Source organism: Sanguibacter sp. Z1732, from assembly GCF_051020515.1.
Lineage (GTDB): Bacteria > Actinomycetota > Actinomycetes > Actinomycetales > Beutenbergiaceae > CALKWS01.
Window position 1 is genome coordinate 276,525 of the sequence record NZ_CP194857.1, and the last position, 12,856, is coordinate 289,380.

The following is a 12,856-nucleotide window of genomic DNA, read 5'->3' on the forward strand; positions in this document are numbered from 1 at the left end:
CGATCAAAGGAGATACACAGATGTATGCTGCTGAAACCGACAAACTCCCCACGCCTAGCCGACGGTCCTTCTTTCTGCTGGCCGCCGGTGCTGCTGGAGGCCTGGGGCTGGCTGCTAGCGCGGGCGCCGCTCGTGCTGATATCCTCGAGGCCGCCAGGGGCGGGATCCGATCAATAGGCACCTACGACCCCGCTGCTTCCAGAACTGGTCTGGACTTCACCACACGTGAGGCCTTCGAGGCTGTTGAGGATCACCTCGATGGGGGTCCGCCGCTAGACGTCGACAACTATGCCGGGATGCTGGGTTGGCAGAGTTCGTACGTGCTACAAGCTCAACTGCAGATGTATCTGGCGCACCGCGATGTGCACTTCCTCGACAGATTCATTGAGCGAGCAGATGCCATCCTCGCCATGCGGGATAGCGAGTTGGGCAGGACCGACTATCGGGGCCTGTCACTGAATGGATGGCCACGGGTGTGGAGTGGCTTCACCGAGCCAGTGCACACACCGGTCGAGACCGGGATGATCGCGCGGCCGATGGCCTGGTTCGCCCGAGTGGTCCTACAGACGCCGATGCTCGCCAGCGACCAGCGCTTCAGAAATCGGGCGGAGGTCTATGCCGAAGCGAGCATCGACGCCTTAGACATCCACGAGGAACAGTGGGGCGAACTCCCCAACGGCGGAGGTATCTACAGTTTCACCAAGGGTTCACCCTACCCGTATGACGGCATTGAGTGCGCCTACAACATGAACCACACCCTCGGGTCGACCGCACTGCATCTCGCGGCTCTGACCGGAGAACCGTCCTATGCCGACAAAGTGCGAAGAATGTGCCGTCTGCTGGAATCTGATCTGGATTCAGCACCCGGCGGCGCGTACACCTGGAGTTACCAGTGGTCCGGCTCCTGGGGCTATCGGGGCTGGTCGCCGGAGGATGAAGTCTCGGAGAATACCCCGGAGCACCAACCAGGAAATACCCGACCGGAGGACTTCTCCCACGGCGCGCTGTCAATGGAGTTCGTCGCTCAGGCACAGCAGGACGGGATCGCCTTCACAGGTCGTGACGTCCGCGCCTTCGCGCACACCTTCAACAACGCGATTGTCGAGACAGACTACGGATTGGACGTGACCCGGTTTATCGACGGTACCGGGGAGATACGCGCGGAGGGACGCGACGCCAGCGCGGCAGGTGCCTGGGCCTGCCTGTACCGACACAACCGCGCCATCATCCCGGTCACCCAGACGCTCTACGATCAGTTCGCCTTCACTACCAATCCGGCCCGAACCAGCACCATGCTCTGTGGCATCTCCCAGTTAAACCGGGCGGCAGCGCTAGGCCGGCCGCACCCGGGAGGACCGTTCCCGCCACGGCCCTGAGGATCCTGTCAACGAGCAAACACCATGGAGGATGCCATGAGTCAGACTGAGAATGCCGCTGCTGACCAACAGACTAGGAAAGGTGCTCCGCTCCGGGTAGTCCTGGTGGGCGCCGGGCATCGGACGATGCTGTACGCCCGGTACGCCAAGGAGGAGCCGGACAAGATGACGGTGGTCGCCGTCGTCGATCCCGATCCGGGCCGGCGTGCCCGGGCGGCAGAGGAGCACGACATCCCGAAGGCCCGCCTGTATCGGCAGATCGCCGATCTGCCGACGGCCAAGGACCTGGCCGACGCCGCTATAAACGGCACGATGGACAGCATCCACGTCGCGACGACAATCGAATTGCTGCACAAGGGATACGACGTCCTGCTTGAGAAACCCATCGCCACCAACGCCGAGGATCTCGCCGAGTTGCACCAGGTGGCTGATGAAACGGGGCGCAGGGTGCAAGTCTGTCACGTACTGCGGCATGCGCCCTTCTACCACGCGATCAAGCAGGCAGTACACGCCGGCAGTATCGGTCAGGTGATCAACGCCCAACTTGCCGAGAATGTCAGTTATGACCACATGTCGGTCTCTTACGTGCGTGGCACCTACGCGGAGGCATCTCGCGCCGGCTCATCGATGCTGCTGGCCAAGAGCAGTCATGACCTGGACCTCATGGCATGGCTGCTCAGTGGCAACCGTCCGGTGCGGGCCACGAGCAGTGGCAACCGGATGTTCTTCGTGCCCGAGCAGGCACCTGAGGGCGCCGGCCAGCGCTGTGTGGTGGACTGCGCCATCGAGAGCAGTTGTGCGTACTCGGCCAAGCGGCACTACGTCGACAACGGCTGGTGGTCCTTCTACGCCTGGCAGAGTCTTGAGGGCGAGACATTGGACCCAAGCCGGGAGCAGATGCTGGAGTCGCTTCGGATCGACAATCCCTATGGACGATGCGTCTGGCACGCCGAGGCAGACATCGTGGACCACCAGGTAGTGGCGGTTGAGTTCGAGGATGGAGCAACCGGGAGTTTGTCGATGATCGGCAACGCTGCTCGGTCGAGTAGGACGATCCACCTGATCGGCACCAAGGGCGAACTATTCGGGACTATGCAAGACGGCAACTTCACCTTGCGCGAGATCGTCAACACTGGCCGGAGCGGAGCGGAGCACCAGCAGGGTGATCGACGTCGGAGAAGGGGAGCACATGCACGGCGGGGGCGATCTCCGGCTCGTCGCGGACTTCGTCAACGTGCTGCGCGGTAACGAATCGAGCATCTCTACCACCACACTGGACGACTCCATCAACGGTCAAATGATCGGCTTCGCCGCCGAACGTGGCCGACTGGAGGGCAAATGGATCCACCTCGACGAGATACAACATTCACCGGCATAGATACCTCGGACCTAACCCGCAGCCAATAAGGAGCATTTCAGTGACCGAAGGAGCCGTGAGGGTCTTCGCCGACCCCGTGGAGCGTTACCCTGACAAGCAAGCCGCTTGGGAGAACCACGTCCGGCCACGGGTCCTGCGCCGCTTCCGCGATGAGATTTACGGACGTGTGCCCGACGGTGAGGTTGACCTGACCTGGCGAGTACTTGAGGAAGGCAAGACGTCGGCCGGACAGATCCGGCGACAGATCGCGATCACCTTCTCTGGACCCTTAGGCCAACGCACCGCAACGGTATTGGTACATCTTCCCTCCGATCCTGATGGTATTCCGGCGTATCTAGGATTGAACTTTCGCGGCAACCACACCTGCTCCGCGGACCCGAGTGTTCTGATGCCCGGGTTGGAGCGTCCCGAGGAGACCGGCCCCGTTCACTATGACGGTCTCCGGGAGAGTTTCGAGATCCCTCCGCTACGGGGCTCGCGCAAGAATCGGTGGCCACTGAAACTCATTGCCGGCGCCGGATATGGCGTTATCACGATGAGTTATCTGCAGGTCGGGCCGGATCACGCTGGGATCTTTCAAGACGGCATGCACTCGATCTTGTCTCAAACCGGCCTGGATGACCGCCCCACGACCGAGTGGGGCGCGATTAGCATGTGGGCTTGGACCTTGTCCAGGCTGCAGGATGCATTGGAACGTGGCATGGTGCCCGAGATCAACTCGGACCAGATAACGGTGATGGGGCACTCCCGGTTGGGCAAGGCTGCTTTGTGGGCGGCAGCTGCGGACGAGCGGTTCGCTGCGGCAATTAGTAATGACTCCGGGTGCATGGGCGCATCGCTCTCCCGGCCGGTCGGGGAGACACCCGAGGTGCTCGCGCGCATTCGGCCCTATTGGTTCACTCGGAACTTTAGCGCCCAGGTTCTTGCGAAGCGGCCACTGCCCGTGGACCAGCACCAATTGATCGCTTGCGTCGCGCCACGCCCTGTCTACGTCGCTAGTGCCAGTAGAGACCTCAATGCTGATCCGGAAGGAGAGTTCCTCTCCTGGCGGCAAGCGGCCACCGTGTGGGAACTGTACGGAAATTCCGCGCCACGTGTGGGCTTCCCAGCGCCTGGGGTGGCACTGAACGGCGAACACGGGCCGATGGGTTACCACCTGCGTGAGGGGCAACACTCGGTCGAGCAGTTCGATTGGGAGCATTGGCTGCGCTTCTGTGATCGTTGGTTCGTCCGCAGGTAATGAACAACTCGTCACGCTGTGAGGTCTGAACCGCCTGTAAGTCTTCGTTGTGGCTGGCCTGGGCTGGCTGGCAGGGTTGGTGCTGTCACTGAACCGTCCCAGGTTCTCTGCCGCTACTTTGCGGGTTCGGGCTCTCGGGTGAGGGACTCGTAGTGGAGCGTCTCGAACTCTACCGGGGTCAGCATCCCCAGCGAGCCGTGCAAGCGCCGGTTGTCGTACCAGTCGACCCAGCCGGCGGTGGCGAACTCGACGTCCGCCAGCGTCCGGTAGGGACCTGCGTGGAAGATCGTGGTGCGGATGCACTCGGTCTTGAACAGCCCGTTCACGCTCTCCATCAGCGCGTTGACGCCCCTATAGGTCAAGACTTGGCGTGCGAGCCTCTTGAGCGGCTCGTTGCCGGGCGCGGTGGTCGGTCATGACGGCCTGGTAGATCTCGCTGGCGAGGTAGCGCTTGAGGCAGCGGATGATGTCGCGTTTGGACAGTCCTTCGGCCGTGCGTCTGGTCACGTAGTCGATGGTCGGTTGGTGGAAGCGCATGCGGACGATGACGACCCGGTAGAGCGCTGCGTTGGCCTCGCGGAGGCCAGCGCGGGAGAGTCGGTGGCGGTTTGTCATGCCGGAGGATGCAGGGATCGGGCTGGTGCCGCAGAGCTTGGCGAAGGCGGACTCAGAGCGGATCCAGTCGGGGTTGTCACCGAAGACGATGAGTATCTCGGCGGCGGTGTCCGCGCCGATGCCCCAGCGGGGCTCTGAGCGTCGGTGCCTGGGAGGGCCTTGAGCGTGACGATCGCGCTGGTGCGGGCCTTGCGTGCGGTGTCGCGCGCGATCTTGACCTGACGGATCATCTCGGCGGTGCCGTCGGCGGACTTCGGGATCGCGAGGGCCTCGCCGCCGAGAACTGCACGAGCGGCTGCTTCGGCATCCAGGGTGTCGCTCTTGCCGTTGCTGCGTCGTACGCGGCCCTGAGTTGGCTCATTCAGGTTAGTGCGTGAGGTTGTCGCTGCCGATGGCGTTGAGGACGTCCTGAATCTCGGGTGGGATCAGCGGTGGGAAGGTCTGGGTTGCGCCGTTGATCGCGACCGTGGCCGAGCGCAGCGGGCGTAGTTGCTTGACGATCTTTCTGATCGATAGGCCGGTGCGGTCCTGAATGAACCGGGACACTGCCAGGGCCGTGAAGACGATGCTCAGGTGGGCTTCGATGGAGTCGCGGGTTCTGGCGAATATCGGGCGGGCCTGCAGGTCACTCTTGCTCATTCGGAATGAAGCCTCAACTTGCCAAAGGTCGTGATAACTGGAAATGACCTCCGTCGCGGGCATCATGGCGACGGGGATGTTGCTCTGGTAGCCCTTGAGCCCGACAAGACCCCTCGCGCGGGCCAGAGCGGCGGTGTCCAGTTCCCGGCCGGCTTTGGTGGTGGTGACGAATCGGGCGTTCTTCGGCCTCACCTCGCCGTTGATGATCGCCAGCGCCCGGTTCTCCTGGTTGGTGATGGTCTTGGTGTCTCGGGCGGCTCGTTTGCGTGAGTACTGCCAGATCGCCCGCCAGGCTTTGGGATGTTTCACCGGGTCCCAGACCGGTTCAGCGCGCTTGGCGGTGTCGCGCTTCCTGGTCCCGCCGCCGCGGGGAGTGATGGTGTCGATCACCTGCCCGTCATCAAAGGCATCGCCATGCCAACGAAAGTGCCGAGCCAGGTCCCCCGGGGCCTTGGTTGCCCGGGAGCCGACGATGAACCGCAGATTCGCATCATCCAACGCCTCCAGGTTGGTTTGTGAGAGCATCCCGGCATCAGCCACGATGACCATGTCCTCGATACTGTGGCGGTCCTGGAACTGGCGGATGATCGGCAACAGCGTGTGCGTCTCGGCCTGGTTTCCCTCGAAACAGCCGATCTCTAGGGGGAACCCGCCGCGGTCGACCAGCAGCCCGACCACGATCTGGGGGTCGACCCGTCGTTCTTTCGAGGTCGCGGTTATGCCGATGTTGCCCTCTTGGCGGTGGTGTTGGCGCAGGTCAGCGCTCCAGGCGTGGGTCAAGTCCCCGGGAGTGGTGTAGGGGCTGATTCCTTCGGTCGGGTTTTCAGGCGCTGAGTTCGAGTCTGGGGTCGGGGTCGGTGGTCACCTCGTTTCGGGTGTTCTCGATGGCGGTGAGTCGGCAGCGGGCTAGGACGTCGAGTCCGAGGTAGCGGCGGCCTTCGGCCCATTCATCGGTCTGTTCGGCTAGCACGGCTCCTACGAGGCGCACGATTGCTTCCCGGTTGGGGAAGATGCCCACTGCGTCGGTGCGGCGGCGGATCTCGCGGTTGAGTCGCTCGGCGGGGTTGTTGGACCAGATCTGGGTCCACGCCTCCTTGGGGAAGGTCGTGAACGCCAAGATGTCCTCGCGGGCGTTGGCCAGGTGCTCGGCGACCGCGGGAAGTTTCTCGGTGACGTAGTCGATGAGCCGGTCGAACTGGGCGTTGACGCTGGCGGCGTCGTAGACCGAGTGCAGCATGGCCTTGACTGCCGGCCACATCGACTTGGGGGTGATGATGGCCATCAGGTTGGCGGCGTAGTGGGTGCGGCAGCGCTGCCATACCGCGCCGGGCAGGTTCGCCGTGATCGCGTCCTTGAGCCCGGCATGGGCGTCACTGGTGATCAGGCGCACCCCGGCCAGCCCGCGGGCGACCAGGTCGGCGAAGAACTCGTTCCAGGCGGCACCGGTCTTCGAGGTAGCCACCCGCAGGCCCAGGGCTTCACGGTGTCCGTCACCGTTGACGCCGGTAGCCACCAGCGCCACGGCGTTGATCACGCGTGCGCCCTCGCGGACCTTCATAGTCAGGGCATCGGCGGCCACGAACGTGAAGGGGCCGGCCTGGTCCAACGGTCGGTGGCGGAACTGCTCGACGTGCTCATCGAGGTCGCTGGCCATGCGTGAGACCTGGGACTTGCTCAGCGCGTTGATGCCCAGGGTCTTGACCAGCTTGTCCATCCGGCGGGTGGAAACTCCGGCGAGGTAGCAGTCAGCGACCACGGTGATCAGCGCGGACTCGGCACGCTTGCGCCGCTCGAGCAGCCACTCGGGAAAGTAGGTGCCCGATCTGAGCTTGGGGATGGCCATGTCGATGGTCCCCACCCGGGTATCGAGGGGCCGATGCCGGTAGCCGTTGCGCTGGGCGGGCGTGTCTACTGGACTGTGTAAGGGGTGGATCCCCGAGGCTGGCGAGGAGCCAGTGAGAGGAGACCATCGTGAAGACCACGAGTACGACGAAGACCACCGAGGATCACCACGCACTGGATGGGCAGGATGCTGACCAGGCTAGGGGCGTGGCCAGCGAGCCGGGCCACCGCGGCCAGGGCGGGGCCTCGAGGCCGGCGGGCGCCTCGCACCGGGCGCTGCTGGGTGATGAGTACATCGACGAGCTCGTCTCCCAGGCCGACGCCGAGGGGCTGGCGCTGACCGGTGAGGGTGGGTTCCTGCCGGAGTTGGTCCGTAAGGTCCTCGAGCGCGGGCTGGCGACGGAGTTGAGCGATCACCTGGGCTATGACAAGGGTGATCCGGCCGGGCGCGGGGCACCAAACTCGCGCAACGGGGCCACGCCCAAGACGCTGGCTACCGAGGTCGGCGATATCCCGCTGGCCACCCCGCGCGACCGTGCCGGGACGTTCGAGCCGGCGCTGGTGCCCAAGGGCGCCCGGCGGGCCGGTGGGCTCGATGAGATGATTATCAGCCTCTACGCCGGTGGGATGACGGTGCGCGACATCCAGGCCCATCTGGCCCGCACGCTGGGTACCGAGTTGTCCCACGAGACGATCGCGAACATCACTGACGCGGTGTTGGAGGAGGTTAAGGACTGGCAGACCCGGCCGCTGGACCCCGTCTGGCCGGTGGTCTTCCTCGATGCCATCGTGGTCAAGGTCCGCGACGGGGCGCATGTGGTCAACCGCCACGCCCACCTGGCGGTCGGGATCGATACCGATGGCATCAAGCACGTGCTGGGCATCTGGGTCCAGGCCGGGGAGGGTGCCAAGTTCTGGGCCGGGGTATGCGCTCAGTTGGCTAACCGGGGCGTGAAGGACATCCTGATCGCCTGCTGCGACGGGCTGCCCGGCCTGCCCGAGGCGATCGAGGCCACCTGGCCCCAGACGGTGGTCCAGACGTGTGTGGTGCACCTGATCCGGGCGGCCAACCGATACATCTCCTACGGCGATCGCAAGGCCTTCTCGGCCGGGTTGCGCACCATCTACACCGCCGCCGATGCCGATGCGGCCGAGACCGCGCTGCTGGAGTTGGCCGACTCCGACCTGGGACGTAAATACCCCGCAGCGATCGCGGTGTGGCAGCGGGCCTGGGAACGGTTCACCCCATTCCTGGCCTTCCCCCCGGCGGTGCGCAAGGTCATCTACACCACCAACACGATCGAGAGTTTGAACTACCAGATGCGCAAGATCATCAAGAACCGCGGGCACTTCCCCAACGACGAAGCGGTGGTGAAGTTGTTGTGGCTAGCCATCCGCGATATCGAGGACAAACGTGCCCGTCAGCGACAAGGAGCAGGGCCTGCCAGCGCACAAGCGCAAGGCTCCCGGGCGGCTCGTGGAGGGCACCACCACCGCCGGCTGGACCGCCGCACTGAACCAACTCGAACTGCTCTACCCCGAGCGTCTAGCAGGACACATCAACTAGAAACAGGAGCCTCTCTTACACAGAGGGCTTGACAGGCTCCGCTGGGCCGTGCGCTCGGGGCTCGGCCGGCCCCACTCGGCCCCGACCACCGCATCGGCGTCGGCCGACAGCAAAGCGTTGATCACTGTCTGCAGCAGTGATCGCATCAGATCCGGGGAGGCCTCGGACAGGGCCTCGCCAAGCAGGCCGGCAGGGTCGACAATACTGAGGAGCGGTCATCGTGATGATGTCCTTTCGAGGACTCTGTGGAAGGTTGACTCGAAGGACCACGGTGACCGCGCCCACGTCTACAACGACGCGGCCACCAGGACTACACCACTCCATGGGGCACTACTTTGTGCACACCTTGGTTCATCACCGATCCACCACCGGCATCCATCTGCGAACGCCACGGCGCTGCGGCGTAGTAATCCGCATCGCGCCACCAGTGCACATGGGTAGTGGCCAGCCGTACCTGACCCAACTGGCCGCTGGTGAGCATTTCCTTGACTGCGGCGTACTCCGGTTCCAGGCGGCGCTGGGAGATGACCGATAACACCCGGCCACCATCGTTGGCCAGCGCCACGATGCGCTCAGCCTCAGCGACCGTCAGGGCCAGCGGCTTCGCCACCACCACGTGCTTACCGGCCTGCAGTGCCTCGATGGCCTGCACCCCGTGCTGATCACTGGGCGAGCAGATCGCCACGACATCCACACCCGGATGCGTGGAAATGTCGGTGGGGGAAATCTGGTCGGCGTCGGGCCATCCCGCTTCGGCGGCCCGTTCGGGATTGCCCCCGGAGGAGGCGACCAGGCGCGCCTGCTTCGAATGTTGCTTGGGGGCGCGTGCGCGACTCGTCCCGATACTGCCCAGGCCGAGCACTCCGACGCCAATTGGCTGCTCCATCAACGCTCCACATGGTCAGATCAGTACTGGGCATCCAACCTACGCCCTCCGTGTGCCAGTCCGCAATCGGTTGCAAGAATCCGCGGATGGGGTTGACGTGCAATCGCTTGCAGATCAGACTGGTCGTCGTACGTAACCTCCCTCGTTAGGACCCCTCATGCGCGTCGGCTTCGTCGGCACCGAGAACTCCCACGTCAAACACTTCATCCGGTTCCTGAACCTCGAGGACCTCCATCCCGGCCACCGCGCGGTTGCGCTGGCCGGCGGGCACAACGAGCGCAACTCGGAACTGGCCACCTACGGCGGCCTGGAGATCATCGTCGATGAACCAGCCGACCTGATCGGCAAGGTCGATGCCGCGATCGTGTGCAACCGTGACGGCGGATTGCACCGCGGCGCAGCCGAACCATTGCTACGCTCCGGTCTGCCCGTGTTGGTGGACAAACCCTTAGCCACCACCGTTGCCGATGCCACCGCGTTGCTCGACGCTGCACAGGAGAGCGGCAGCACGTTGGTCTCAGCCTCAGCTCTTCGGTATGTCCCGGAAATCACCCACTTCGCGACCGATCATGCCGACCACGGCGCGCTTCGGCACCTGCACGTCGTCGGGCCCGCTGATCCAGACAGCGAGTACGCCGGGTTGTTCTTCTATGGCATTCACCACGTCGAGGCTGTGCTGCAGATCCTCCATAATCCGGTCGTGCGCTCCGGGGACCTGTCCGTAAAAGCCCAGCGCCACGGCGACACGGTCTGGGCCACCACGCAGATCGCGGGCGTCACCGTCACGTTCACGTTCGTCACTCCGTCGGGGCAGGACCGGGTGCCGTTCCACGCCACCGCAGTGCGCACCCGTGGGGTACTGGCCAGCGAACTCAGCCTCGGACCGGACTACAACGCCCCAGCCCTGAAGACGTTCATCGAGGCGGTCAAGGCGGGCAAGTCTCCACTGAGTCCTGAGCAACTCCTCTCCCCCGTCGTCGTCCTTTCCGCTCTGACCGAGGCTCAGGAGGCCACTCGATGAGTACCGCATCCGACCCACTAGCGATTGGCATCATCGGACTGGGCATCATCGGCCGCCAGCACACGAACCGGTTAACCGATGCCGGTGCCCCTGCCCGATTGACCGGGGTCTATGACGCCGACGCAGAACTGACTCAAGAGTTCGCACAAACCCACGAGGTTCCGGCTGCCGGCAACATGGACGAACTGCTCGCCCTGGACGGACTTGAGGCGGTCGTCATCGCAGTCCCCTCCGGTTTGCACAAGGATCTGGCCGTGGCTGCCTTGCAGGCGGGCAAGCATGTGTTGCTGGAGAAGCCGATTGAGGTCAACGTGACGGCAGCCGATGAGATCCTGCAGGCTGCTCGAGACTCCAGCAAGGTGCTCTCGGTAGTGAGCCAGCGCCGGTTCGCTCCGGCCAATCAGTTCATCAAGGAGCTCATCGATTCCGGCGGGTTGGGAAACATCACCTCAGCAGCCATCGAGGTACCGCTGTGGCGCACCCAGGAGTATTACGACTCGGCCGGCTGGCGCGGTTCCTGGGCGATGGATGGTGGCGGGGCGTTGATGAACCAGGGGGTGCACCTGGTGGACCTGGCGCTGTGGCTGCTTGGTGATGTGGACGAGCTCTACGCCCACACCGGTCTGCTCGCGCACGAGCGAATCGAGGTCGAGGACACCGTCACCATCACCGCGCGGCTCAAGAGTGGGGCGCTGATGACCTTCCTGGCCACGACCGCCGCGTACGCACCTCCCCCCACCCGGATCAGTATCATGGGTGATCAAGGCACGATTGTGGCGATCAATGACGAGATCGCTCACTTCGCCACCGTCGAAGGTCCACAGAAGCCGGAACTACCGCCGTTAGCACCCAAGGGCTTGCCGTATTCCGATGCCCAGCATCTGCAAAAGCGTCAGTTGGCGGACTTTGTCGCGGCCGTCCGGAACGCCCGTCTACCAGTGGTGACCGCAGAGCAGGCTCGCAAAGCCGTCGCTTTCATCGAAGCCGTCTACGAGTCCGGTCGCACCGGCCAACCGGTCCAGCCGGCGCCGTTGCCGCAGTAATCACAGCGCTCAGGACGCCAGTCCAACGATGTAACTGATGGCAAGGCCAATAAGGAAGGCGATCCCGACGATCGCCAGCACCAACTGCGGTATACCGATACGCAGGTCGCCGCGGTCTTTGCTGCGGGCCAGCGCCACAAGCGCGACACCGATGAGTGGCACAACGAAGATGGTCACAGCCTGAGCGGTGATAATGAGTTCGATCGGGATACCGCCGAACGTCACGGCGACCACACCGCCGAGGACGATGACAGCGGTGATGCAGACCTTGACCGGCACGGAACTGAGTCCGCCGCGCTCAATGCCCAGGGCCCCGGCGAGCATCGAGCCCCCAATGGTGCTGTTGCCGATCAGGGATGAGAAAGCCGCGGCCCACAGGCCGAGCGCGAAGAGGATGGTGGCCCCCCTTCCGAGCGTCGGCTCGAGGATGATGGCCATGTCCGCTGGGGAGGAGACGGTGGCGCCGATGGGGTTCAGCACGGCTGCGGCCGCGATCATGATCACGAGCGAGAGTGTTCCAAGAATGACGGAGCCGAGAGCGGCGTCCCGACGGGCCACCGTGAAGTCGGCTGCGGTCCAGCCTTTTTCTCGCACGAGTTGTATCTGGTAGAAGGCGCCGACCACCGAGAACGTTGTCGCAACAGCGCCCACCACGAGCGCGGTAGAGCCGGACGGGATCGCGGGAACGAGACCGCGCAGGACGGCCACGAGGTTCGGTTGGGCGATCACGGCAGTCACGATGAAGATCGCGAGCATGGCGAGGATGATGCCGATCATCGTCCGCTCGAGGTTGCGATAGAACTTCGGCAGCCACAGGAACCCAACGGCCAGCAGGGTGAAGATGGCCGCAAACAGGGCAGTGTCCCCGCCGAAGAGCACGTTGCTCGCTGCGCCGGTGCCGACGGAGTTCCCCGCTTTGGAAGGAGGAAGCGACAAGGAAAGCGCCAATACCGATAAGGATGCCGACGATGCGTCCCATCTTCTGCGAGACGGTGGCGATCGGGCCCCGGTCGGTGGTGAGCCCGATACGCACCGAAAGGTTGACGAAGCAGATCATCAGAACGGTGGCAATGACCGGTGCCCACACCAACTCGTAGGCGAAGCCAGCGCCGAGCGAACTGGCGGTCGTGACGCTTCCTGGACCGAAGACCAGGGCGGCTGTGACAAACGCGGGGCCGAGGCGACCCGTCTTGCGTGAACGAGTAGGCACTGCGGTATCACCCATGAAGAAATCCTTTGCTTGAGGAAG

Annotated in this window: 8 protein-coding genes and 6 pseudogenes; 6 read left to right on the forward strand and 8 right to left on the reverse strand. The window is 64.0% G+C overall.

Annotated elements, in window-relative coordinates; translation table 11 throughout:
- Window positions 1-20: 20 nt before the first annotated feature.
- The 3 genes from ACRRRO_RS01720 (at window position 21) to ACRRRO_RS01730 (ending at window position 3,994) form a co-directional block, all read left to right on the forward strand.
- Window positions 21-1,376, forward strand: a complete 1,356-nt coding sequence (locus ACRRRO_RS01720) for a hypothetical protein (RefSeq protein ID WP_434080971.1) — start codon at window positions 21-23, stop codon at window positions 1,374-1,376.
- Between the two features lie 36 nt (window positions 1,377-1,412).
- Window positions 1,413-2,624 carry a Gfo/Idh/MocA family protein gene (locus tag ACRRRO_RS01725; RefSeq protein ID WP_434080972.1) on the forward strand — a complete coding sequence of 404 codons (1,212 nt, stop codon included), beginning with the start codon at window positions 1,413-1,415 and terminating at the stop codon, window positions 2,622-2,624.
- A 170-nt stretch (window positions 2,625-2,794) separates the two neighbouring features.
- Window positions 2,795-3,994 carry a glucuronyl esterase domain-containing protein gene (locus ACRRRO_RS01730; RefSeq protein ID WP_434080973.1) on the forward strand — a complete coding sequence of 400 codons (1,200 nt, stop codon included), beginning with the start codon at window positions 2,795-2,797 and terminating at the stop codon, window positions 3,992-3,994.
- A gap of 113 nt (window positions 3,995-4,107) precedes the next feature.
- Here the strand turns inward: ACRRRO_RS01730 and ACRRRO_RS01735 are convergent.
- From ACRRRO_RS01735 to ACRRRO_RS01750, 4 genes and pseudogenes are all read right to left on the reverse strand, one after another.
- Window positions 4,108-4,338 (reverse strand): annotated as a pseudogene (locus tag ACRRRO_RS01735) (integrase core domain-containing protein); the annotation flags it as partial.
- A 7-nt stretch (window positions 4,339-4,345) separates the two neighbouring features.
- A complete protein-coding gene (locus ACRRRO_RS01740; RefSeq protein ID WP_434081537.1) occupies window positions 4,346-4,729 on the reverse strand; it encodes a transposase in 384 nt (127 codons plus the stop codon).
- 246 nt (window positions 4,730-4,975) lie between these two features.
- Window positions 4,976-5,956 (reverse strand): annotated as a pseudogene (locus ACRRRO_RS01745) (IS1634 family transposase); the annotation flags it as partial.
- Window positions 5,957-6,071: 115 nt separating this feature from the next.
- Window positions 6,072-7,145, reverse strand: a pseudogene (locus ACRRRO_RS01750) (IS256 family transposase); the annotation flags it as partial.
- Window positions 7,146-7,366: 221 nt separating this feature from the next.
- Here ACRRRO_RS01750 and ACRRRO_RS01755 point away from each other — a divergent pair.
- Window positions 7,367-8,657: pseudogene (locus ACRRRO_RS01755) on the forward strand (IS256 family transposase).
- Between the two features lie 35 nt (window positions 8,658-8,692).
- On the opposite strand, the pseudogene ACRRRO_RS01760 reads toward ACRRRO_RS01755, so the two are convergent.
- Both ACRRRO_RS01760 and ACRRRO_RS01765 read right to left on the reverse strand, forming a co-directional pair.
- Window positions 8,693-8,876 (reverse strand): annotated as a pseudogene (locus tag ACRRRO_RS01760) (transposase); the annotation flags it as partial.
- Between the two features lie 91 nt (window positions 8,877-8,967).
- Window positions 8,968-9,543, reverse strand: coding sequence for a Gfo/Idh/MocA family protein (locus ACRRRO_RS01765; RefSeq protein ID WP_424798243.1), 576 nt, complete (start codon window positions 9,541-9,543; stop codon window positions 8,968-8,970).
- A gap of 157 nt (window positions 9,544-9,700) precedes the next feature.
- On the opposite strand from ACRRRO_RS01765, the gene ACRRRO_RS01770 reads away from it, so the two are divergent.
- Together ACRRRO_RS01770 and ACRRRO_RS01775 are read left to right on the forward strand one after the other, a co-directional pair.
- On the forward strand, window positions 9,701-10,564 hold the full coding sequence (locus tag ACRRRO_RS01770) for a Gfo/Idh/MocA family oxidoreductase (protein ID WP_424798242.1): 864 nt from the start codon (window positions 9,701-9,703) through the stop codon (window positions 10,562-10,564).
- On the forward strand, window positions 10,561-11,607 hold the full coding sequence (locus ACRRRO_RS01775; protein ID WP_424798241.1) for a Gfo/Idh/MocA family protein: 1,047 nt from the start codon (window positions 10,561-10,563) through the stop codon (window positions 11,605-11,607). The genes ACRRRO_RS01770 and ACRRRO_RS01775 overlap by 4 nt, the downstream gene beginning before the upstream one ends.
- A gap of 9 nt (window positions 11,608-11,616) precedes the next feature.
- Here ACRRRO_RS01775 and ACRRRO_RS01780 read toward each other — a convergent pair whose 3' ends face one another.
- Together ACRRRO_RS01780 and ACRRRO_RS01785 are read right to left on the reverse strand one after the other, a co-directional pair.
- Window positions 11,617-12,555 (reverse strand): NRAMP family divalent metal transporter, encoded by a 939-nt coding sequence (locus ACRRRO_RS01780; RefSeq protein WP_434080974.1) that lies wholly within the window; start codon window positions 12,553-12,555, stop codon window positions 11,617-11,619.
- A 16-nt stretch (window positions 12,556-12,571) separates the two neighbouring features.
- A pseudogene (locus ACRRRO_RS01785) lies at window positions 12,572-12,832 on the reverse strand (divalent metal cation transporter); the annotation flags it as partial.
- Window positions 12,833-12,856: the final 24 nt, after the last annotated feature.

What these genes read in the sequence shown, in the direction of transcription:
- ACRRRO_RS01775 (WP_424798241.1), top strand. Translation starts at nt 10,561, where the DNA reads ATGAGTACCGCATCCGACCCACTAGCGATTGGCATCATCGGACTGGGC.
- ACRRRO_RS01765 (WP_424798243.1), bottom strand. Translation starts at nt 9,543, where the DNA reads ATGGAGCAGCCAATTGGCGTCGGAGTGCTCGGCCTGGGCAGTATCGGG.
- ACRRRO_RS01720 (WP_434080971.1), top strand. Translation starts at nt 21, where the DNA reads ATGTATGCTGCTGAAACCGACAAACTCCCCACGCCTAGCCGACGGTCC.
- ACRRRO_RS01725 (WP_434080972.1), top strand. Translation starts at nt 1,413, where the DNA reads ATGAGTCAGACTGAGAATGCCGCTGCTGACCAACAGACTAGGAAAGGT.
- ACRRRO_RS01770 (WP_424798242.1), top strand. Translation starts at nt 9,701, where the DNA reads ATGCGCGTCGGCTTCGTCGGCACCGAGAACTCCCACGTCAAACACTTC.